A 23,000-nucleotide genomic window follows, 5' to 3' on the forward strand; every position below is an offset into this window, starting at 1 on the left:
ATAGCGCTATTTTTCAGAAGGAAGTAGCAAACGTAAAAGAGAAAGCTATTGATTATGGGAGCGACATTGTGGTCTGTTTTATTCAATATTATGCAGTATCTAAAATAAAATTATAGAGGTGTTTCTTATGACTAATATCGTTAAAATTAGAGCCAGTGTATTTATTCCAATGTCTTGGACTGAAGCTAAGAAGGATATGGAAACAGGAAAAGTAATCCAATTCGAAGGTGATTCACGTGAATTTACACCGTATGCGGTAAACGCTATGCGCTCTAGAGTTGAGCAAGAGGTAGTAGTGGATTTTCATAAAGAAGAAGTGTTTTCATATGCGCAAACGGGTATTACGACAGAGAAGGTTACAAATCCAGATGGTTCTGTGCATAAAAAAACAGGAAAAGCGAGTACAGAAAATATTGTGTGTACTCATATTGTATGGAATTCTGACGGTGTGCAATTCAAAATGAGTGCAAGCGCTAGTAACCCATTAAATGTATATGCACCTCCTGTGGATTATTTATTAAATGTATGTGTTAAAAAGGATGGTAGTATCGATATTCAAGGAGAACATGATGGATTCCCTTGTTTCGAATTTTATAAGCAAGTAGATTTTGGTTTATTTGAACAAATTTATAAACATGATTTTAGAGAAACTGGTGATACAGCTGCAGCGTTAGGTGGCGACATGGATTATAGTTTTACAAAGAGATTATAGGAAGTATGACAATGGAACGATAGGTTACTTCATTCGTAAATGAAATTCAGCCGTCAAAAATAAGTATGAACTCATACTATGCTACCTTTAGGCATTGATTTAATCATACAGAAAGGAACTTGGAGATATCTAGGTTCTTTTTTATTTGTTTCGAATTTGTGAAAGAAAGATATATTTATTGAAATTAAATTTTTTATATTCTATCATATACCCATACAGGTATAGATTTTTGTGTGATAGATGAGTAAATTAAATAATAAACAACATGGAGGTTTGAAATATGTCTAGAAAAATTGTTGTAGTAGGTGGAGTTGCGGGCGGGGCATCAGTAGCTGCAAGGCTTCGTCGTTTAAGTGAAGAGGATGAAATTATTATGGTTGAACGCGGTGAATATATTTCATTTGCAAATTGTGGATTACCATACTATATTGGCGGTGTAATTACAGAAAGACAAAAACTATTAGTGCAGACAGTTGAAAAGATGTCAAAGCGCTTTAATTTAGATATACGTGTATTGAGTGAAGTAGTAAAAATTAATAAAGAAGAGAAAACAATTACTATAAAGAATGTAACTACAAATGAAACATATAACGAGGAATATGATGTTTTAATCCTTTCACCAGGGGCGAAACCAATTGTTCCACCTATTCCGGGTATTGAAGAAACGAAGGCGTTGTTTACGTTACGAAATGTACCTGATACAGATCGTATTAAAGCGTACATTGATGAGAAGAAACCGCATCATGCGACGGTTATTGGTGGCGGATTTATTGGAGTGGAAATGGTTGAAAACTTAAGAGAACGAGGAATTGATGTTACTCTCGTAGAGATGGCCAATCAAGTGATGCCACCGATTGATTATGAAATGGCTGCATATGTACACGAGCATATGAAGAATCACAATGTTGAGCTTGTTTTTGAAGATGGTGTAGATGCATTGGAAGCGGACGGGACTGTTGTACGTTTAAAAAGTGGTTCAAACATACAGACAGATATGATTATTTTAGCAATTGGTGTACAACCAGAAAGTAGTTTAGCGAAGGATGCAGGATTAGCACTAGGAGTTAGAGGAACGATAAAAGTAAATGAGAAATTTCAAACATCGGACCAACATATATATGCAATTGGTGATGCGATTGAAGTAAAAGATTTTGTTACAGAAACAGAAACAATGATTCCTTTAGCGTGGCCGGCTAATCGTCAAGGTCGCATGTTAGCAGATATTATTCATGGTCATACGGATTCTTTATATAAAGGTACGATGGGAACTTCTATAGCTAAAGTTTTTGATCTAACAGTTGCTTCGACTGGAGTAAATGAGAAAATATTAAAACGATTAAATATACCCTATGAGGTAGTACATGTACAAGCGAATTCGCATGCTGGATACTATCCGAATGCTACGCCAGTGCTAATAAAATTAATTTTTAATAAAGAGAGTGGAAAAATTTATGGAGCACAGGCTTTAGGACGTGACGGGGTAGATAAGCGTATCGATGTTATTGCAACGGCAATGAAGGCGAATTTAACTGTAATTGATTTACCGGATTTAGAATTATCATATGCCCCGCCCTATTCTTCCGCAAAAGATCCAGTAAACATGGTAGGGTATGCGGCAAGCAATATAGTAGATGGTTTTGTGGACACGGTACAATGGCATGAAATAGATCGTATTGTTGAAAATGGTGGATATCTTATGGATGTTCGAGAGCCTAATGAATTAAAGCAAGGAATGATTAAAGGTTCTATTAATATTCCATTAGATGAATTACGTGATCGCTTGGATGAAGTACCATTAGATAAAGAAATATATATTACTTGTCAACTTGGTATGAGGGGATATGTTGCAGCACGTATGTTAATGGAAAAAGGATATAAGGTAAAGAATGTAGATGGTGGCTTTAAACTATACGGAACAGTATTACCAGACCGGATTGTATATTGATATTTGTTCATCTTTCACTTCAAAATTTGGTGGAGGATGAACCCCATGGATTAAGGTTTCACTTTTCGTTTTGCGAACATGTAAGATGAAAAATAAAAATAGGGGTTTACAAGATACCCTATAGGGTATAATATATTGTCATAAGATATAAATAGTGACATAATGGTAATGAGGTGATTATAGAATGGAATATAATCAAGATATGAAAAATAGATTAAAACGTATTGAAGGTCAAGTTCGTGGTGTGCTTCGCATGATGGAAGAGGGAAAAGATTGCCGAGATGTTATTACACAGTTAACTGCATCCCGTTCTGCACTTGATCGTACAATTGGACTCGTTGTTGGAACAAATTTAGAGCAATGTTTACGTGAGCAGTTTGAAAGTGGCAATGGTTCAAATGAAGAGTTAATTAAAGAAGCTGTTCAATTGCTTGTAAAAAGCCGATAATCTGTCAAACGTATGTGTTGACAGATTTTCAAAAACGTTTTAATATACCCATACTGGTATATGTATATAAAATGTGGAGGAATCGATAATGAGTATAAAAGTAGATATGAGTTTAGATTGTAAAGGTTTGGCTTGTCCGATGCCGATTGTGAAGACGAAGAAGGCAATGGAAGGATTGATATCGGGGCAAGTGATTGAAATTGAGGCAACAGATAAAGGATCTACGATAGATATACAAAGTTGGGCGAGTAAAGTAGGGCATCAATATATCGGGACGAAACACGAAGGTGACATATTGATGCATTATGTGAGGAAAGCACACGAGCATGAAGTGAATGAAGTTGTGAGATATCCTCATACAATTACGAATACGGAATTACAGTCTATATTGTCTCGTGAGGAAGAGTGTATCGTATTAGATGTTCGCGAAGCAGCGGAGTTTGCTTTTGGTCATATTCCATTAGCCATTTCGGTGCCGTTAGGCGAATTAGACAGTGCAGCGTTAGATCAGACGAAGCAAATATATGTTATTTGCCGAACAGGTAACCGCAGTGATGTAGCTTGCCAAATGTTGAAAGAAAAAGGCTATTCAAACATGAAAAATGTCATTCCAGGTATGCTAGAGTGGCAAGGGAATATAGAGAATTAAAATTTTTTAAATATTAATATACCTATGGGGGTAATTGGATGGACGTTAAGATGTTACAAGCAAAAGATGTTGCAGAGAAAGTTTTATTCGGAGAGTTGTTTATTTTAGATGTTCGTAATGAGACGGATTATGAAGAATGGAAAATTGAAGGGAAACAAATTTCTTCTATAAATAAACCGTATTTTGATTTATTAGATGGTGTAGAACATATTGCAAGTGAATTGCCGAGGGAGAAAGAAATTTTAGTCGTATGTGCGAAAGAAGGCTCTTCTCAGTTTGTTGCAGAGCAATTGTTGGATGCTGGTTTCAATAATGTTTATTATTTAGCTGGCGGTATGAAAGCTTGGAGTGAATATGTGAAGCCATTAAAAGTAGGAGATGTACAGGGCGGGGGAAGTATATATCAATTTAATCGCCTTGGAAAAGGGTGTTTATCTTATATGGTCATTTCAAACGGTGAAGCGGCAGTTATTGATGCGGTGAGAACAATTGAAGCATACGAAGATTTTGCAAAAGAGCACGGGGTTACTATTACTAACGTAATGGATACACATCTACATGCAGATCATATTTCTGGTGGGCGTAAGTTAGCTGGAAAAGTAGGCGGTACGTATTGGTTACCTCCAAAAGATGCGGAGGAAGTCGTTTTCTCTTACGAACCGCTTGTAGAAAGTACTGTTATTACGGTGGGGGGTACCCTAATTCATATTGATGCGCTATACTCACCAGGGCATACGATTGGAAGTATATCATTTATTATTGATGAGACGTATTTATTATCAGGCGATATTTTATTTGTAGATTCAATCGGGCGTCCAGATCTTGCTGGGAAGGCGGAAGACTGGGTAGGGGATTTACGAAATACTTTATATAAACGTTATAAGGAATTATCTCAAGATTTAATTGTTTTACCGGCTCATTATTCAAAAATAAGTGAAATGGACGACAGAGGCATTGTGAGTGCGTATTTACAAGATTTATTTAAGGAGAATGTAGGGTTAAATATTGTTGATGAGGTAGAGTTTCGTAAAACTGTGACAGAGAACTTACCGCCTCAGCCGAATGCTTATGAAGAAATTCGTCAAACGAATATGGGTAAGATTTATCCGAGTGTGGAAGAAGAGCGTGAAATGGAGATTGGCCCAAATCGTTGTGCAGTTCATGATTCATTATAAAATAACAAACTGGAGGAATAGATGATGAATGTAAAACAAGTATTAGATGCGAAAGGTTTAGCATGTCCAATGCCGATTGTAAGAACGAAAAGAGCGATGGATACTTTACAATCTGGAGAAGTGTTAGAAGTACATGTAACGGATAAAGGGTCAATTAAGGATATTCCAGCGTGGGCAAACAAAACTGGTCATGACATCGTAAAGCATGCAGAAGAAAGCGATGTACTGAAGTTTTGGATTAAGAAGGCGTAGAAAGAAATAATTTTATAAATGTAGAGGGGGAGTTATATGAACACAATATTAAGTACGCTTTTCATTGTACTTGCTGCATCGTTTATTATTTCACGTTTTTTACCGGTGAAAGGTGTTCAAAATATAAATGGAAAAGAATTAAAGAGTATAGTGGGGAAAAAGGGGAAACAATTCATCGATGTTCGTACAGTAGGTGAATATAGAGGAAATCATATGAAAGGATTTCAGAATATCCCGCTAAATGAGTTAGTTAGTAAGGCAAATCAATTAGATAAACATAAGGAAGTAATCGTTATTTGTCAGAGCGGGATGAGAAGTAAGCAAGCAGCAAAAGTATTAAAGAAATTAGGATTTCAGCGCATTATAAATGTTTCAGGTGGTATGAACGCTTTGTAAGGAAAGGAATATCAAGATGAAAGAAATAACAGCAAGAGAAGTAGAGGAAAGATTGTTACGAAATGAAGAGATGGATATAATCGATGTTCGTGAAGTGGAAGAAGTGATGGAAGGGGAAATTCCAGGAGTGCTTCATATTAGGTTAGGCTTACTAGAGTTTCGAATGCATGAGTTGGATAAAAATAAAGAATATATTATTGTTTGTCGCTCCGGTGGTAGAAGTGCAAGAGCAGTTCAGTTTTTAGAGAGTTACGGTTTTCGAGCGATAAATATGGTAGGTGGTATGTTAGCTTGGAAGGGGAAAGTAGTATTAGGTGTAGATAGATAATTTGAGTCTTTTTACAACTTTCAAAATACCCCCACAGGTAATTAGGAGGAGGACAACATGGAACAACAGAAGAAAACGACGATTGTTTTATTTAGTGGAGATTATGATAAAGCGATGGCAGCTTATATTATTGCAAATGGTGCAGCGGCGTACGATCAAGAGGTGACTATTTTTCATACTTTTTGGGGATTAAATGCCTTAAGGAAAGATGAACATGTGGAAGTAAAGAAAACTCTCATAGAAAAAGTTTTTGGAAAAATGATGCCACGCGGTGCTGATAAAATGGGATTATCTAAAATGAATTTTGCTGGTATGGGACCAAAGATGATAAAAGGTATTATGAAAAAACATAACGCCATGCCTTTGCCGGATTTAATTGATTTGGCGAAAGAACAGGGTATTAAACTTGTAGCTTGTCAAATGACAGTAGATTTATTAGGGTTAAAAGAGGAAGAGATTATGGAAGGGGTAGAATTTGCTGGGGTAGGAGCATATTTAGCAGATGCTTCGGATGGGAATGTAAATTTATTTATTTAAATTACCTTCTTTTTAGAAGGCGAGGGGTACAATATGAGTTTAACAGTACTACTATTTATTATTGGGTTTATAGGGTCATTTATATCAGGGATGGTTGGAATTGGCGGTGCAATCATTAATTATCCGATGATCTTATACATTCCAGTATTGCTAGGATTTACTGGCTATACGTCACATGAAGTGAGTGGTATTACAGCGATTCAGGTGTTCTTTGCAACTTTTGCAGGCGCGTGGGCGTACAGGAAAAGTAATGATATGGATAAAACTTTAGTTGTGTATATGGGAGCTAGTATATTAATAGGAAGCTTTGTAGGTAGCTTTAGCGCGAATTTATTAAATGAGCATGCTGTAAACATTGTTTACACATTACTAGCTACTATTGCGGCTATTATGATGTTTGTGCCGAAGAAAAATAATAGCAGAGCAGTTAATTATAATAAATGGTTAGCAAGTATGTTAGCGTTTATTGTAGGAAGTGTTTCCGGCATTATTGGGGCTGGTGGTGCATTTCTTTTAGTCCCGATTATGCTAGTTGTTTTAAAACTACCAATACGTACGACAATAGCAACATCTATCGCTATTACATTTATTTCCTCGGTAGGGATTACGACGGGGAAAGTGATTACTGGACAAATAGTTGTTATTCCAGCCCTTATCGTTGCGATAGCAAGTTTATTTGCCGCTCCTCTTGGGGTGAGAGTAGGGAAGAGAGTGAATCAAAAAGTTTTACAATATGTATTGTCTATTTTAATTGTAGGCACCGCCATAAAGATGTGGATCGATATGATATGAATAAAAAAGGATGGTGCTGCTTGCAGCCCATCCTTTTACTTATGCCCAAATAACTTTCATTAAGTTTTTATATTCGTCATTTGCTAACTTATATAGCATTCTCGTATGTTCAAAGACAAGTGCTGGATTAAAGTTTGGTTCTGAGAATGCAAGAGATGTTGAAATATCAATTGCATTTTGCTTATTTAGCGTGAATTTTGCAAATCGGTAAGATGTATTTAATTCATTGATGACGTGTAAAATGTCATTTGTTGAATCAGGTACGTGAGCAACATTGAAGCAGTATATATCCACAGTAGGATTTTCGTTGTCGAAAGCAGCGATAAGTTGAATTTTTGCGCCAGCTTCAGTTTCTAGTCCTACTGAGAAATGTACAGAACCATCATTTTCATCTATATTTTCTTCCATATATATATCGTTTGATTTTAAGTACTCTTTAAAATCTGAAATGTTATGTTTTACTGCAGCTTTCATGTGTGTGAGCCCCCTGATATTTGGAATAGATTACTATTATTTATTATAATTTAAAAATATTAAAAAAGATAGTTGGAAAGTTCTGATTTTTCATTTTAAAAGCATTAAAAAGAAGCAGTTCTCTACCTTCATAGAGCACTGCTTCACTTTATTCATTGTTATTAGACGATGTTTCTGTATCTTCACTGCTATTATCATTATGTTTATTGTTACTTGATTCATGTTTGTTTGTATCCTCAGAGTCAGATTCTTTCGTTCTCTCTGAGTTTGTTTTTTTCGAATCGGATGTAGATTCTTTCGTTTTCTCTGAATTTGTTTTTTTCGAATCAGAATCAGAATCAGATTTTGTATATGCAGGTAGTCCAAGGTGACTACGAAGTTCGTTTGTAACATTAGCCAATTCTTTTTTATCTGGATTGTAGTAGTAAGTTCGGCCACCACCAGGAGATTTACTACATGTATCATCACCTTTTGCCATGTAACAATCTTCACCTTCAATTTGTAATTTCTCAATTGAAGAATCTGCTCCATATTTATAGAATGAAAGCATATCGTCGAATGTTAAGTTTGTAACGAATTGGCCGTTAATATCATCAATGATATTACCAACTTTTGTTACGGATCCAACGCTTGTTAGTTTCTTTAAAATGGCTTCGATAACGAGTTGCTGACGTTGACCACGCATCGCATCACTATCAATGTGCCTTGTTCTAGCTAGAGCAAGAGCCTCTTCGCCATTTAACTTTTGAACACCTTTTTGCAGGTGAATTGCCTCAGCATTATCGTTGCTATCTTGCTCAGTAAATTCAACTGGTACATCAACTTCAATACCGCCTAAGTCATCGACGATTTTTATAAATGATTTAAAGTTGAATTTTACAAAGTAATCGACAGGAACATTCATTAATTTTTCAACTGCATCAATGCTTGCTTGTGGTCCACCATCTTTTCCGTTTTTAGCAGAACCGAATGCATGAGCGTGTGTAATTTTATCTTTTTTCTTTTCTACTGGAATATAAGTATATGTGTCACGTGGAATACTTAATAGTTTAACAGTTTTGCTATCTTTATTAAAAGTTGCAAGTAATAGTGCATCCGTTCTTATAGCTTCACCGTATTCTTTCCCACGGACATCGCTTTCATCAACACCCATGATTAAGACAGATACATTGTTTGTAATAGGTTTTACAGCCTTATCACGTAAATCAGATTTATCACCGCGCGCTAAATCGTGTGCGGCATTTCGAATAGCAGAAGATGCTTTATTTGCTAAAAACCAAGTATAACCGCCGCCTACTATTAAAAAGAATAGAATAGCGCTTATAATAATTTTTGTTTTTTTCTTACTTTTTTTCGGGTTATTGCGTGTATTTTCTTGCAAAGATGGGTTTTGCTCCATTTCCTGTACTCCTTCATTTGGATTGAAATACGACACTCATATCCACTTATTATAATGAAATTTAGCGAAAAAAAACATTACAAATCATTTACATTTCGTAAAAATTCAATTTATTTATAAAAAGTCAGATTTCTATATTTTATTTTTGAGATGTAGAATAAGTATAAGTTGTTTTAGTAGAAATGAAAATATGTATTATGAGAAAGTGATAGAGAAGTAAGATTTGTTGAAATATAGCCAAGAAGATGTGATTAGCTGTATATATCTTTCTTATATAATAAAGAAAGATTTTACGGATGAAGGAGAGAGCATAATGAATCATACATCATTCCGAGCAATTGTCGTGAACGAAAAAGAAAATAATCAATTTGAAAGAAAGCTTGTTGAGAGAGAAGTAAGTAGTTTGCCTGAAGGAGATGTGCTAATACGGGTTCATTACTCTTCATTAAATTATAAAGATGCCCTTTCAGCTACTGGTAACAAAGGTGTAACGAGAACATACCCTCATACACCAGGCATCGATGCAGCGGGAGAGGTAGTTAGCAGTGAAAATAACGTCTTTCAGGAAGGCGACCAAGTTATTGTAACTGGATATGATTTAGGTATGAATACTTCTGGTGGTTTCGGAGAATATATTCGCGTGCCATCATCTTGGGTTGTTCCTTTACCAAAAGAAATGTCTTTGAAGGAAAGTATGATGTATGGGACAGCCGGTTTTACAGCTGCCTTATCGGTATATAAGCTCATTAGAGCGGGAATTACGCCTAGTATGGGAGATATTTTAGTAACTGGTGCTACGGGCGGAGTAGGCAGTGTAGCAGTTAGCATTTTAGGGAAGTTAGGATATAACATAGTAGGGGCAACGGGAAAAAGAGAAGAGAAAGAGATGTTGCTACGTTTAGGTGCAAAAAAGATGATTCACCGCGCGGAATTGAGTGATGAATCAGGAAGACCGATGCTTAAAGGAATATACGCTGGGGTTGTCGATACTGTAGGCGGAAGGATGTTAGAAACAGCTTTAAAATCACTACAGTATGACGGTTGTGTCACGACGTGTGGTAATGTAGCGGGGCAGGAGTTAAATACAACGGTATACCCATTCATATTACGAGGTATTAGCCTTTTAGGAATAGACTCAGTGCAATGTCCAGTAGACATGAGAAGAGAAGTGTGGGCATTGTTAGCGACCGATTGGAAAAACTTAGAGCTATTATCTTATACAGAAGAATGTACATTAGAAGAATTAGATGAGAAGTTTGCACTTATACTGCAAGGAAAGTTAAAAGGAAGAACGATTGTAAATATGAAATAAAAAAGAGACGCTTATTTGAGCGTCTCTTTTCCCATTATAATGATTGTTTTAAATTGATTTTTCCTTGTTCACCTAAAACACCATCAGCGATATTTACAGCGTGATCACCGATACGCTCTAAGTTACTTACCATATCAACGAAGATGATACTTGCATCACCTGAACAGCTACGTTCGTTCAGACGTAATACGTGACGTTTACGAAGAACACGTTCCATTTGGTCAATTTTACGTTCTTTTGCAATAACAGTTTGAGCTAGTTCAGTGTCAAAGTTTGTTAAAGCATTGATTGCATCTTGTAATGTTGAAATTGTTAATTCAAGCATTTCATTTAATTCAGCTAGTGCTTCATCTGATAGTGAAACGCGGTTTGAAATTTGGAAATCTACAAGTTCTACCAGGTTTTCTACATGATCACCGACACGTTCAATATCTCCAACAACACCTGCTAAAACTGAATGTTTTTCAGAGTCTGTAGGTGAAAGTGGTTTTTCTGATAGTAAAACTAAATACTCGGTAATTTTTTTATCTAAATTGTTAATAGCTCCTTCTAATTGAGTAGCCATGTTAGCGTGTTTTTTATCTTGTGTATTTAAAAATTGGTTTGCTTCTTTTAATCCATGTAATGAGAACTCAGCCATGCGCACAATTTCTTTTTGCGCTTCTGTTAGTGCGATAGCAGGAGATTGTTCAATAAAGATTGGATTTAAATGTTGCGGTTTGAAATCAATAGCAGAATCTTCGCCACGAATAAGTTTTGTTACAATCCATGCTAATACAGCGATGAATGGGAATTGAATAATTGCATTTGTTATGTTAAATGTTCCGTGGGCAAATGCGATCGTCATTTCTGGATTTAAGTTTAATGATGTTTGGAAATATTGAATTAAATTTGTAAATGGTACTAATAAAATCGTAAAGATAATTGTACCGACGATATTAAAGATAACGTGAACTAATGCTGCACGTCTTGCTGCAATAGAAGTACCAATTGCTGCTAATACAGCTGTAATTGTTGTACCGATGTTATCACCAAATAATACAGGAAGAGCAGCTTTTAAATCGATTGCACCTTGACCGAATAGTTCTTGCAAAATACCGATTGTTGCACTTGAACTTTGTACAACTAAAGTGAAGACTGTACCAACAATGACTCCTAAAATTGGGTTATCACTCATGCTAACCGTTAATTCTTGGAATGATTCTAAAGAGCGAAGAGGCTTCATACCTGCACTCATTAATTCTAAACCGAAGAATAACATACCAAAACCGAATATAACTTGACCTAAAGAATGTACTTTTTTATTTTTAAAGAAGAATAGTAAGATAGCCCCAATTGCCATAATTGGAAGAGCGTATTCTCCGATTTTAATCCCGATAATAAATGCAGTAACTGTCGTTCCAATGTTTGCACCCATAATAACACCAATTGCTTGTCTTAATGTCATAAATCCGGCACTTACAAGTCCGACTGTTAAAGCGGTTGTTCCTGAACTTGATTGGATTAATACTGTAACTAACATACCTGCTAGTACACCCATAAGTGGGTTTGTTGTAAAGCGATCTAGAATATCGCGAAGACGATCTCCAGCTGCTTGTTGCAGTCCATCGCCCATGTATTTAATCCCGAATAAGAAAATACCTAATCCACCAATGAACTGGAAGATCATATCTTGAATATTATATTCCACGCATTCCACTCCTTAAATTTCATGTACGATGTAATTATTAACTAAACCTTGAGACACTGTAAACGGTTTATCAGTAAAATTTACACTAAATTTACAAAGGGGTGAAAAGTTTACAATTCTTTAAAGAAACAGCTGGATTTAATTGGTTTTTCAGCTGATACATCTGATTGATTTGTAAAGAAGTCACATTTATCACACTATTTGTGGATAGTAAAAATAGGAGAGGTAAACTATCCAAATTGGATGCGCTAAGTAAAGTTTCTCCTTATTTATAATAATGGTTCTTTGCATATTTTTTGATTAAAGATAGAAAAATATGTAGGGAAATGGGGAGGTTTGAAATGAATGTATAATGAAAGTGAAAAAAGATTGAATTACTTACAACAATAAAAAAGAGCAATTCGCATATGAATTTGCCCTGTTCTTCTTTTATTAGGAGTGGTCGTTATGTTTCACGTTTATGACGACATTTCCCTTCTTGTGTCCTTCTTCAACATATATGTGGGCTTCAACAATTTCCTCAAAAGTATATTGTCTATCAATGACCACTTTCATCTTATTGTTCTCTACAAGTTCTTTAAGAAACTCTAGTGCTTCGGAAGTTTCAGGTGCGTTTTGACTTAATATTAGTTTCTTGCGACTTGTCAATTTCGTCCATAGCATTTGAGCACTCGGTAACGGTTCGACTATATTTATATAAGTACCATCTTCTTTTAAGATTTTAATACAATCTGAAAAGGAGCTCTTATTTACTGCTTCAAAGATAACATCATAAGTTTCGTCTGTAGTAGAAAAATTTTTTGCGGTGTAATCAATTACTTCGTCAGCTCCTAGAGATTTGACTAACTCTAAATTGGTGCTACTGCATACTCCAGTAACTGTTGCGCCGAAATATTTAGAGATTTGTACTGCATAACTTCCGACACTTCCAGAAGCTCCGTAAATAAGAATGTTTTGACCACATTGAATGTTGGCTTTCTTAAGGAAGAACAAGGCTGTACGTGCTCCAATTGGGACGGATGCAGCTTCTTCATAGGATATATTGGAAGGCTTCATGCATACTGCTCCATCTTCAGGTAGACAAATATATTCAGCATAAGAACCGAAATTGACTTGGGTAGCTGCGAAAATTTGGTCTCCTTTTTTAAATCGTGTGACGTCTTTTCCTACCGATTCAACTTCACCAGCCAATTCCATTCCTAATATTTGTTTTTTCGGTTGCTTAAAGCCAAGTGCAATTCGAGCGGGTAGCCAAACAGAAGAGGGAACTGTAAAACTTCTTGAACGAATATCTCCTGCTGTTACGGTTGTCGCTTTTATTTTTACAAGGATTTCGTTTTCTTTAGGACTAGGTTTTTCTACCTCGGTTAGTTGAAGAACGTCCGGGGGACCGTATTTTGTGTAAACTACTGCTTTCATCAACATTTCCTCCAATTCGTTCTATATATTAATATCATACGAACAATATGAATAAATAGAACAGCGGTTCACCTTTCAATACAATGCAAAAAGCAGTGTGATTTTTCTTAGGAATCCACTGCTTTTTGCATTTGTGTATATATGATTTTTTTAGTCCAAGTACTTTGAAAAAGAATCAGTTAACATTACCCGGCGGCTTTTTCGTTTGTTTTATCTCCCTGTTTTTGTTTCCGTAAGCTTGTGATGTAAATGAAAAGGAATGCGATGAGTAATAGGGAAGAATAACGATATACAGTTGCATAGTTTGTAAAGTGTGCAATGAACCCAAAAATAATCGCTCCAGCACCAATTCCAAGATCAAATGCTGAGAAGAATGTTGCTGTTGCTACTCCTCGTCTGTGTGGTGCTACTCGGTCAATCATCCACGCTTGTAGTGCTGGTTGGATTGCACCGAAACCACTTCCATAACACGCTGCGGCAATAATTAAGCTCGGAATTGTAGTTGTATACGACAGCAAGATAATACCTGTAAACGTAATAATAACTCCTGGAATGATGATAAATGTATGACCTTTCGCATCATATAATTTTCCAGAAAACGGTCGGGTTACAGTGATTGAAAGCGCATTAAATAAAAAGAAGAGACTAATGTCAGCAATCCCGACTTCCGTAGCAAATAATGTGATAAAGCTCCCAATTCCCCCGTACATTAATGTAATACATAATATTAATAATGAAGGAAGTAAAGCTTTGCGCTCAATAAATCCATCGAGAAAGGTACCAGATGTTTGCTGTGGTGGTTGCGGCGATTTTTTGATTTGAAGTAGTTTCGTTAATATTAATGAAACTATTGTGCATGAAAGTGCACATAAAAAAAGAATCGTGAAGTTATATGTTTGCATAAGCCAAAGTCCGATAAGCGGACCGAGCGCCATAGCAATAGTTCCAGAAAGACCGAAATAACCCATGCCTTCACCGCGGCGAGCTTGCGGAATTAAGTCTGAAACGACAGTTCCATATGTAGTCGTTGTAATACCAAAGCCAGCTCCGTGTAAAATACGAACGGCAAGCAATAGGAAAACGGTTGAAGCGAAAAGATAACTGCCCATAGCGAGTAAACAAATCGCGGTACCGATCATTAAAATGATTTTTTTATTGAATTTTTGCAAGGCGTTTCCAGTTAGCGGTCTAACAAAAAGTGCCGCAACGGTAAACATACCGACAACAAATCCGATATTGGAACTTGTGCCACCAATTTCTTTCACATAAACAGGTAAAGTTGGAATTAACATTTGAAACCCTAAAAACATACATAAGTTTGCTAGAATTAGTGCAACAAACTCTTTCGTCCATAACGGTTCTCGTTTTACGAGTATTGCTTCTCCCATATATTCATCCCCTATATAAAAGTTTTCTCTGTTCTTTCGAGTATATGTATTGGTCAACATAACAGTCAAGGAAGGTGTCTTGAAAACGGATAACAATTTTTTAGGTAAAAAACTGACAAATTTGTGTAAAAGCTACACAATTATGAAAAAAAGATGTAAAGTATAGATGTATAGACTAGTAGTTGTTATGAATGATAGAAATTGTTTTTTCTTTAAAGAAAGCGGATTCAAATTGTAGTGGAAGAGAAGGGGATACATACTTTTTCGCTACATATATTTGAAAAGGTTTACAATATGATGAAGAAAGAGGCGTGTACATATGAGACGATTAGGTATTTCTATTTATCCAGAACATTCGACAGTAGAGAAAGATAAGGAGTATGTAACATTAGCAAGTAAATACGGATTTACACGTGTATTCACATGTTTATTATCTGTAGATGGCGAAAAAGAGAAAATTATAGAAGAGTTTAAGGAAACGATCTCTCATGCAAATGCATTAGGGTTCCAAGTATTAGTTGATATTAGTCCAGCTGTGTTTGAACAACTAGGTATTTCGTATAACGATTTATCGTTCTTCCATGAACTAGGTGCTTATGGTATTCGTTTAGATGTTGGGTTCTCAGGTTTAGAAGAATCAATTATGACGTACAATCCATATGGCTTAAAAATTGAGATTAATATGAGTAACGGTACTAAGTATGTAGATAACATTATGAGTCATAGACCAAATCGTGAAAATTTAATTGGTTGTCATAATTTCTATCCACATCGTTATTCAGGATTATCATACGATCATTTCATTAAATGCTCGAAACAATTTAAAGATTACGGTATGAGAACGGCTGCTTTTATTTCATCATTTGATGCAACATATGGACCTTGGCCAGTAACGGAAGGCTTATGTACGTTAGAGCAGCACCGTGAATTACCGATGACAACACAGGCGAAGCATCTATTTGCGACAGAATTAATTGATGATGTTATTATTGCGAACGCTTATGCTTCAGAAGAAGAATTACAAGCACTAGGTGCATTAAATAAAGAGAAACAAACATTTGATATAGGACTATATGATACAACAACAGAATTAGAAAGAATTATTGTGTTAGACGAACCACATTTTTATCGCGGAGATGTATCTGAATATATGATTCGCTCTACACAAAGTCGTGTGAAATATAAAAAAGAAGAGTTCAAACCGCATAATACGCGCGAAATTAAGCGCGGTGATCTTTTAATTGATAATGAACAGTATGGTCAATATAAAGGTGAATTACAAATTGCTTTAAAAGATATGATGAATACAGGAAAAACAAATGTAGTTGGCCGAATTGTAGAGGAAGAAATTTTCTTATTAGATTATTTACAAGCATGGGATAAATTTGGATTTACACTAAAGAAATAATGAGAGCGGGATAAAGTGAATCTTTAATCAGTGGGAATGTAGTTCATCCCCACTGATTATTAGCATTCACTAATCGGGATAAAAGGGAAAAAACTACTGATTTCAGTGGCTTTTTCCCTTTTATATAAAGAGCGAGAGGAAGAGCTATGACAAAAGTGCATCAGCGATTAATTTCTATTTTAGAGGAGTTTTTAGAAGAGAAATCGATGTTAAATCGAGCTTTTTTAGCGAGCCGTTTACATGTATCCACGAAGACGATTCAAAAGGATATAAAATTATTAAATGATATATTGGAAGAACATGGAGCGAAAATTGAATCCCAAAGGGGAAATGGGTACGAACTAGAAGTTATACAAGCGAAGAAATTTGAAGAGTTTTGCGTAAATGTATTTCAAAAACAGACAGAAAAGATTCCCACTTCTTATGAAGAAAGAGTAGCGTACATTTTACAACGCATTTTAACGACAGAGGGATATGTGAAGCTTTCACAGTTAGCAGAAGAGATTTATGTGAGTAAATCAACTGTAAATTTAATTATGAAAGATGTTACGGATATTTGTAGTCGCTATGAGTTACAAATTGAAAAAAGACCATATTATGGTATGCGTATTGTGGGAGAGGAATTTAATATTCGTTCTTGTTTATCACAATATGGTTTACCACGTTATGACCATACCCCGTTTCATGAGCAATTTGAGCAGACTGATACATATTTATCGTTACCTCATATTCCTCTCATCCGCTCAGTTATACTAAAGTATATCGAGGGAGGAACGATATATTTATCAGATATAGAAATTGATAATTTATCAATTCATATTGCGATTGCGTTAAAGCGATGCAGGGATGATCATTACATTCAATCACTGCATGTAGAGAAATCTGAACTTGTAATAAAGAAAGAATATAAAATTGCGAAACAGATTTTAGGAAATTTAGAGGAAGAGCTGGAACTTCAATTTCCAGAAGAAGAAATTTTATATGTGACGATGCATTTATTAAGTACAGCTGTTACAGCGAGAAATCACTATGAAAATGTAGAAGAGTTAGTAGGAAAAGATGTATATGCATTCATGCAACATATTCTTTTCAAGGTGGCAGAAGAACGGAATCTTACTTTTTATTATGATGAGGAATTATTATTTGGGTTTGGTGTTCATTTAAAAACATTATTAAACCGTTTGAAATATAAATTAAATACGAGAAATCCTCTTTTGGCAGAAGTGAAAAAGAATTATCCATATGCCTTTGAAATTGCGGTTCTTGTTGGAGACATAATTGGTGAATATACGGGTGAGTCGATTCCGGAAAGTGAAATTGGTTATATTGCTATTCACTTCGGTGGAGCGATGAGTCGTTTGCAAGAAAAGAATCAAAAGAAAAGATGCTTATTAGTTTGTGCAACTGGCCAAGGGAGTGCACAGCTATTGAAATATAAAATTCTATCACAGTTCCGAGATAAATTAGAGATTGTAGGGATTACAGGCTATTATCAATTGAAGGTAGAAGAACTTTACAAAGATAAAATAGATTGTATTATTAGTACGATTCATATACCGAGTGGTTTGCCTGTGCCAGTTATAAAAGTGAATTCAATATTTGATGATAAAGAGATTAAATCGATTGGTCAGCAGTTATTTACGCATGTGAATACTAGTGTGCAGCAATATATTAAGGAAGATTTGATCTTCTTAAATCGTAGTACCTCTACAAAAGAAGAGGTTATTCAGTTTTTATGTGAGAAAGCTGCTTTGAAAGGTTATGTACCTGCAAACTTTTATGATTCTGTTATGGAAAGAGAGAATACATCTCCGACAGCGGTTGGAAATTTAGTTGCGATTCCGCATCCAATGCAGTTATTAAGTGAGAAAACATTTTTGATGTTTTGTACACTTGATAAAGCGATGGACTGGGGAGATAAGAAAGTACAAGTTATTATTTTATTTAGTGTAAAGCGTAATAATAATGAAGATTTACAAAAGCTATATGATTTTTTATACGATATTATGTCTAGTCAAAATACGATAGAGAAATTAACTCAGGCTGAAGTAATTGCAGAATTCCAATAGATATTATTATCTTTATAAGAAAAGTATATAAAAACTTCCGTTACACAACGGAAGTTTTTTATGTTTAATTGTATGCGTTTTCATAATAAGATAAAAATATAGAAAAAACATAGCTTGGGGGAATTTTAAATGACTGATATGCAAACTCCATTTGCGTTAATTTTACATGGTGGCAACGCGAGAAGCGCGGCGCTTGAAGCAATTGCTTTTGCAAGACAAGGAGATTTTGAGAATGCGAGTGAAAAAATGACACTTGCTAGTGAAGAAATTACAGCGGCTCATCGTATTCAAACAGACTTAATTCAAGAAGAAGCGAGAGGAAATCATGCAGAAATCAGTTTACTGTTAGTGCATGCACAAGATCATTTAATGAATGCAATTACAGTGAAGGAACTTGCTGAGGAATTTATTACTCTTCATAAACGAGTGGAAGAGAAAGTGACAGTGTAATATGTACATTTTATTATGTTGCGCGGCAGGTATGTCAACGAGTATGGTTGTAAGAAAAATGCAAGAAGAGGCAAAGAAACAAGGGAAGGATTATAAAATTAAAGCAGTCGATTCAGAACTTGTGAAACTGGAAATAAAAAATGCTGATGTTGTTTTAATCGGACCACAAGTGAAGTATTTGTTTCCAGCAGTAGAGTTTCTTGCGAAGTCATACGATATACCGGTTGCAATTATAGAACAACGAGATTATGGCATGTGTGATGGTTTGAAAGTACTTAAGCAAGCAGAACAATTAGTTTTAGCGTAATTATATTTTTTTAAATATAAACATTATAATGTTATAACTTTTTGATTTTGCCACATTGAACATAGGGAGGGTTATCGATGAATGGTTTTATGAGTTTTATGGAACAGAAGATTATGCCGACAACGCAAAAGATTGCGGGGCAACGACATTTATTAGCAATTCGAAACGGAGTTATTTCTACGTTACCGTTAACGATTGTCGGATCATTTTTCGTTATCTTTTTAAATTTACCGATTGACGCATATATGGAGTGGATTGCACCGTTTCGTCATATTTTAGATATTCCATTCCGATTTACAGTAGGTTTAATGGCGTTATACGCAGCGTTTGGGGTAGGGGCTTCACTCGCGAACTTTTATCAGCTCAATCAATTAAGTGCAGGATTATTATCTGTACTCGCCTTTTTACTAGCATCAGTTGAACCAATTCAAATAACAAAAGCTGTACCAGGTGTTATTGATGCAGGTAGATATATTTCAGTAGGAACATTAAGTGCAACTTCTTTATTCGGAGCAATTGTTACAGCATTAATTGCAGTAGAAATTTATCACTTTATGATTAAGCATAATATCTCGATTAAATTACCAGATAGTGTACCACCAGCAGTTGCAAACTCGTTTGCAGCATTAATTCCAACTCTAGTAGTTATTCTTTTATTCTGGGGTATTCGTTACGGTTTGAAATTTGATGTAAATACAACAATCACATACTTAATCGCACCATTAAAATCAGTATTAGTAGGAAATAATTTATTCGGTGGTTTATTAACAGTATTCTTAATCGTGTTCTTCTGGTCATTCGGTATACATGGCCCTGCGATTTTAGGACCAATTATTCGTCCGATGTGGGATTCAGCAATTCTTGAAAATATGGAAGTGTTCACAGCTACAGGAAATGCACATCAGTTACCAAACTTATTTACAGAGCAATTTATTCAATGGTTCGTATGGATTGGTGGATCAGGCTCAACATTAGCTTTAGTAATTATGTTTATGTTCTCTAAATCTAAGTTCTTAAAAGAGTTAGGTAGATTATCATTCGTACCAGGATTATTCAATATTAACGAACCAATTATTTTCGGGGCACCAATTGTAATGAACCCGATCTTAATTATTCCATTCGTTATTACACCGTTAGTTACTACGACGGTATCATACTTCGCAGTTGTTTCAGGTATGATTCCGATGATGATGGTGAAGCTGCCGTTTACGATGTTAGCACCAATTGCAGCTATTATTAGTACGGACTGGACAATTATGGCTGGTGTACTTGTACTTGTTAACTTTGTTATCTCATTCGTTATTTACTATCCATTCTTCAAAATGTATGAGAAGCAACAATTAGCAGGAGAGGAGAAAACAGAATGCTCGGAGCAATTATCATCTTAATTACATTTGTTATCGGACAGTGTATTGCGCATTATTCAAAATGGGTACAAAGTAAATCGCTATTAGTTTTACTACTTGTGTCGATATTATTTATCGGATGTTCAATGGGAGCTTATGTGGCATTTAGTTTACAATCACCGTACTTTATCATCGTACCAACGATTTTATGTGCGACATGTTTATCTGCAAAATATAGATTTACAAGTATGGCATTAATACAACGTGTGAAGGAGATGCAAAAGCATGGAGCGTAAATTAGGAATTTCTCTTTATCCAGAGCATTCAACGAAAGAAAAAGATATGGCATATATTTCAGCAGCGGCACGTCACGGTTTTTCAAGAATATTCACTTGTTTATTGTCTGTGAATCGTCCGAAAGAAGAAATTGTAGCAGAATTTAAAGAAATTATTAATCATGCAAAAGAGTACAATATGGAAGTCATTTTAGACGTAGCACCAGCTGTGTTTGATCAGCTTGGTATTAGCTATAGTGATCTATCATTCTTTGCAGAGTTAGGTGCAGATGGTATTCGTTTAGATGTAGGATTTGACGGATTAACAGAAGCGAAAATGACGAACAACCCGTACGGTTTAAAAAATGAGCTAAACGTAAGTAATGATATTGCGTATTTAGAAAATATCCTTTCGCATCAAGCGAATAAAGTAGCTTTAATTGGTTGCCATAATTTTTATCCGCAAAAATTCACTGGTCTTCCGTATGATTATTTCATTCGCTGTAGTGAACGTTTTAAAAAGCATGGTATTCGCAGTGCAGCATTTATCACATCACATACTGCTAACATCGGTCCATGGGATATTAATGACGGATTATGTACATTAGAAGAGCATCGTAATCTTCCAATCGAAGTGCAAGCGAAGCATTTATGGGCAACGGGGCTAATCGATGATGTCATTATCGGAAATGCTTATGCGAGTGAAGAAGAGTTAGAGAAACTAGGAAACTTAAATCGTTACATGTTGCAGCTGAAAGTACAATTTGTAGATGAAGCGACTGAAGTAGAGAAGAGAGCGACTCTGCAAGAAATACACGTAAGACGCGGTGATATAACAGAATATATGGTACGTTCTACAGAAGTACGTAAAAAGTATAAAGACTATGACTTCCCTATGCGCGAAAGTGTGCTACAGGAAAGAGGGCAAGTTGTAATTGGTAACAACTCATTCGGAAAGTATAAAGGTGAACTACAAATTATCTTGAAAGAAATGCCGATAGATGAACGGAAAAATATTGTCGGTACGATTGCTGAAGAAGAGGCGTTCTTACTAGATTATGTAGGAGCTTGGACACAGTTTACTTGTGTGGAATAGGAAAGGGGAGAGGATGCTATGGCATCCTCTTCTTTTTGTTGAAATAGTAGTCTATCGTATATAGAATGCAAAGAGATAGATTTAACTTGGACGGGAGAGAAGGAGATGGAAGAGTATATAGATGATTTATTAAGGCGGATGGGTGATGAAGAGACAGATATATGGCATCGTGCGTATGATGAGGCGAAAGAACTAAATGATCTATTAACTTTCCCTTATTTACAGGAGAAGATAATAAAAGTGAAAAAAGTATCTATGAAGAAAGATATTTATTATTTAATGACGAAACTCGCTATCAATACGAAAGAAATCTGTATTGCTGATTATCTTGTAGCTCGTTTAGAATGTGAAGAGAGTCCGACGCTATTAAGTGAATTACTTAGTAATATTTATAGATTGCCAGAAGTAAGTAGTACAAATAAAATCATTCCGTATATTTATCATAAAAACGATAGTGTTCGTTTTTGGGCAGTTTCTTCCTTAAAGTTATATAAATCGTTAGAAGCAGAAAGTGCTTTATTAAAGTTGCTGGATACTGAAGAAAATAAAGATGAGATTACAAATATTTGTTATACGTTGCTTGAGATTGGAACAAATCAATCGATTCTTCCGTTAACAAGGCTTTTATATAGGGATAGTGCTTATGTTCGTTCAACCGTCATTGAGGTTTTAGCGAAAATAGGGGGAGTGGATTTACAGATAGTTTATATGGAAGGTTTACAGGATAGAAACGATATAGTGAAATATGAGGCCATTCGAGCTATTTATACATATGGAGATGAAATGGCGATTAAGCCAATTTGTGAACGTGTGAATAAGGTTGTTTCTAGAAGACGTAAAAATGAAGTAGAGCCTACTGATGAATCAGAGATCGTCATCGCTCTTCGTTTCTTACATAAGTTTGCTAATCATGAAGAAGTTTTAAAGACGTTTGATAAAGTGTACAAAAAACGTGGAAACTTGTTTATGTCGGAGAGGAAGTGGCTTAGAGACAATATTACTTACTTTCAAGAGAAAGAAAGAATATAAGAATCATAAAAAAGAGCCCGCCTCAACTGATATGCTCCCCCTTAGGTAGACAGATAAAAAATAAAAATCTGTTTATCTAAGGGGGCGTTTTTATGTCACGAATA

General features: G+C 35.4%; 24 protein-coding genes. 19 read left to right on the forward strand and 5 right to left on the reverse strand.

Annotated features, from left to right (window positions below; translation table 11 throughout):
• Positions 1-127 precede the first annotated feature (127 nt).
• The 10 genes from JDS80_RS22620 (at position 128) to JDS80_RS22665 (ending at position 7,234) form a co-directional block, all read left to right on the forward strand.
• Positions 128-712, forward strand: a complete 585-nt coding sequence (locus JDS80_RS22620) for a DUF3238 domain-containing protein (protein ID WP_098889255.1) — start codon at positions 128-130, stop codon at positions 710-712.
• Positions 713-992: 280 nt separating this feature from the next.
• The gene (gene cdr, locus JDS80_RS22625; protein ID WP_199640020.1) at positions 993-2,657 is read left to right on the forward strand and encodes a CoA-disulfide reductase; all 1,665 of its coding nucleotides are present in this window, start codon (positions 993-995) and stop codon (positions 2,655-2,657) included.
• Positions 2,658-2,841: 184 nt separating this feature from the next.
• Entirely contained in the window at positions 2,842-3,105 is a 264-nt protein-coding gene (locus JDS80_RS22630) for a metal-sensitive transcriptional regulator (RefSeq protein ID WP_002063885.1), read from the forward strand.
• 73 nt (positions 3,106-3,178) lie between these two features.
• Complete coding sequence (locus JDS80_RS22635) at positions 3,179-3,754, forward strand: sulfurtransferase TusA family protein (RefSeq protein ID WP_199640021.1); 576 nt, start codon at positions 3,179-3,181, stop codon at positions 3,752-3,754.
• 38 nt (positions 3,755-3,792) lie between these two features.
• Positions 3,793-4,929 (forward strand): MBL fold metallo-hydrolase, encoded by a 1,137-nt coding sequence (locus JDS80_RS22640; RefSeq protein WP_199640022.1) that lies wholly within the window; start codon positions 3,793-3,795, stop codon positions 4,927-4,929.
• A gap of 21 nt (positions 4,930-4,950) precedes the next feature.
• Positions 4,951-5,181, forward strand: a complete 231-nt coding sequence (locus JDS80_RS22645) for a sulfurtransferase TusA family protein (protein ID WP_071747801.1) — start codon at positions 4,951-4,953, stop codon at positions 5,179-5,181.
• A gap of 36 nt (positions 5,182-5,217) precedes the next feature.
• A complete protein-coding gene (locus tag JDS80_RS22650; protein WP_142347492.1) occupies positions 5,218-5,577 on the forward strand; it encodes a rhodanese-like domain-containing protein in 360 nt (119 codons plus the stop codon).
• Positions 5,578-5,593: 16 nt separating this feature from the next.
• Positions 5,594-5,905 (forward strand): rhodanese-like domain-containing protein, encoded by a 312-nt coding sequence (locus JDS80_RS22655; RefSeq protein WP_098889258.1) that lies wholly within the window; start codon positions 5,594-5,596, stop codon positions 5,903-5,905.
• A 57-nt stretch (positions 5,906-5,962) separates the two neighbouring features.
• Positions 5,963-6,442 (forward strand): DsrE/DsrF/DrsH-like family protein, encoded by a 480-nt coding sequence (locus JDS80_RS22660; protein WP_071771170.1) that lies wholly within the window; start codon positions 5,963-5,965, stop codon positions 6,440-6,442.
• Positions 6,443-6,475: 33 nt separating this feature from the next.
• Positions 6,476-7,234 (forward strand): sulfite exporter TauE/SafE family protein, encoded by a 759-nt coding sequence (locus tag JDS80_RS22665; protein WP_071747804.1) that lies wholly within the window; start codon positions 6,476-6,478, stop codon positions 7,232-7,234.
• A 39-nt stretch (positions 7,235-7,273) separates the two neighbouring features.
• Here JDS80_RS22665 and JDS80_RS22670 read toward each other — a convergent pair whose 3' ends face one another.
• Complete coding sequence (locus tag JDS80_RS22670) at positions 7,274-7,708, reverse strand: YbjN domain-containing protein (RefSeq protein WP_071747805.1); 435 nt, start codon at positions 7,706-7,708, stop codon at positions 7,274-7,276.
• Between the two features lie 148 nt (positions 7,709-7,856).
• Entirely contained in the window at positions 7,857-9,143 is a 1,287-nt protein-coding gene (locus JDS80_RS22675) for an LCP family glycopolymer transferase (RefSeq protein WP_142347493.1), read from the reverse strand.
• A gap of 277 nt (positions 9,144-9,420) precedes the next feature.
• Between JDS80_RS22675 and JDS80_RS22680 the strand changes: the two genes are divergently transcribed.
• Positions 9,421-10,419, forward strand: a complete 999-nt coding sequence (locus tag JDS80_RS22680) for a YhdH/YhfP family quinone oxidoreductase (protein ID WP_199640023.1) — start codon at positions 9,421-9,423, stop codon at positions 10,417-10,419.
• Positions 10,420-10,453: 34 nt separating this feature from the next.
• Here the strand turns inward: JDS80_RS22680 and JDS80_RS22685 are convergent, their stop codons facing one another.
• From JDS80_RS22685 to JDS80_RS22695, 3 genes are all read right to left on the reverse strand, one after another.
• The gene (locus JDS80_RS22685) at positions 10,454-12,109 is read right to left on the reverse strand and encodes a Na/Pi cotransporter family protein (protein ID WP_071771167.1); all 1,656 of its coding nucleotides are present in this window, start codon (positions 12,107-12,109) and stop codon (positions 10,454-10,456) included.
• 432 nt (positions 12,110-12,541) lie between these two features.
• A complete protein-coding gene (locus tag JDS80_RS22690; protein WP_199640024.1) occupies positions 12,542-13,528 on the reverse strand; it encodes an NAD(P)-dependent alcohol dehydrogenase in 987 nt (328 codons plus the stop codon).
• 185 nt (positions 13,529-13,713) lie between these two features.
• Positions 13,714-14,916, reverse strand: coding sequence for an MFS transporter (locus JDS80_RS22695; protein WP_199640025.1), 1,203 nt, complete (start codon positions 14,914-14,916; stop codon positions 13,714-13,716).
• 319 nt (positions 14,917-15,235) lie between these two features.
• On the opposite strand from JDS80_RS22695, the gene JDS80_RS22700 reads away from it, so the two are divergent.
• The 8 genes from JDS80_RS22700 (at position 15,236) to JDS80_RS22735 (ending at position 22,896) form a co-directional block, all read left to right on the forward strand.
• Positions 15,236-16,324 carry a DUF871 domain-containing protein gene (locus JDS80_RS22700; protein ID WP_071747811.1) on the forward strand — a complete coding sequence of 363 codons (1,089 nt, stop codon included), beginning with the start codon at positions 15,236-15,238 and terminating at the stop codon, positions 16,322-16,324.
• A 146-nt stretch (positions 16,325-16,470) separates the two neighbouring features.
• A complete protein-coding gene (locus JDS80_RS22705) occupies positions 16,471-18,393 on the forward strand; it encodes a BglG family transcription antiterminator (protein WP_199640026.1) in 1,923 nt (640 codons plus the stop codon).
• A gap of 129 nt (positions 18,394-18,522) precedes the next feature.
• Positions 18,523-18,843: a PTS lactose/cellobiose transporter subunit IIA gene (locus JDS80_RS22710; RefSeq protein WP_071747813.1), complete on the forward strand. Its 321-nt coding sequence runs from the start codon at positions 18,523-18,525 to the stop codon at positions 18,841-18,843.
• Position 18,844: 1 nt separating this feature from the next.
• Positions 18,845-19,150 carry a PTS sugar transporter subunit IIB gene (locus JDS80_RS22715; RefSeq protein ID WP_002087440.1) on the forward strand — a complete coding sequence of 102 codons (306 nt, stop codon included), beginning with the start codon at positions 18,845-18,847 and terminating at the stop codon, positions 19,148-19,150.
• Between the two features lie 77 nt (positions 19,151-19,227).
• Complete coding sequence (locus JDS80_RS22720; RefSeq protein ID WP_199640027.1) at positions 19,228-20,538, forward strand: PTS sugar transporter subunit IIC; 1,311 nt, start codon at positions 19,228-19,230, stop codon at positions 20,536-20,538.
• Positions 20,514-20,792 (forward strand): hypothetical protein, encoded by a 279-nt coding sequence (locus JDS80_RS22725; protein ID WP_071747815.1) that lies wholly within the window; start codon positions 20,514-20,516, stop codon positions 20,790-20,792. Before JDS80_RS22720 ends, JDS80_RS22725 begins: the two co-directional genes overlap by 25 nt.
• Positions 20,782-21,867 (forward strand): DUF871 domain-containing protein, encoded by a 1,086-nt coding sequence (locus tag JDS80_RS22730; RefSeq protein ID WP_199640028.1) that lies wholly within the window; start codon positions 20,782-20,784, stop codon positions 21,865-21,867. The genes JDS80_RS22725 and JDS80_RS22730 overlap by 11 nt, the downstream gene beginning before the upstream one ends.
• Positions 21,868-21,972: 105 nt before the next feature.
• On the forward strand, positions 21,973-22,896 hold the full coding sequence (locus tag JDS80_RS22735; RefSeq protein ID WP_199640029.1) for a HEAT repeat domain-containing protein: 924 nt from the start codon (positions 21,973-21,975) through the stop codon (positions 22,894-22,896).
• Positions 22,897-23,000: the final 104 nt, after the last annotated feature.

Source organism: Bacillus cereus group sp. N8 (assembly GCF_016483685.1).
Classification (GTDB): Bacteria; Bacillota; Bacilli; order Bacillales; family Bacillaceae_G; genus Bacillus_A; species Bacillus_A proteolyticus.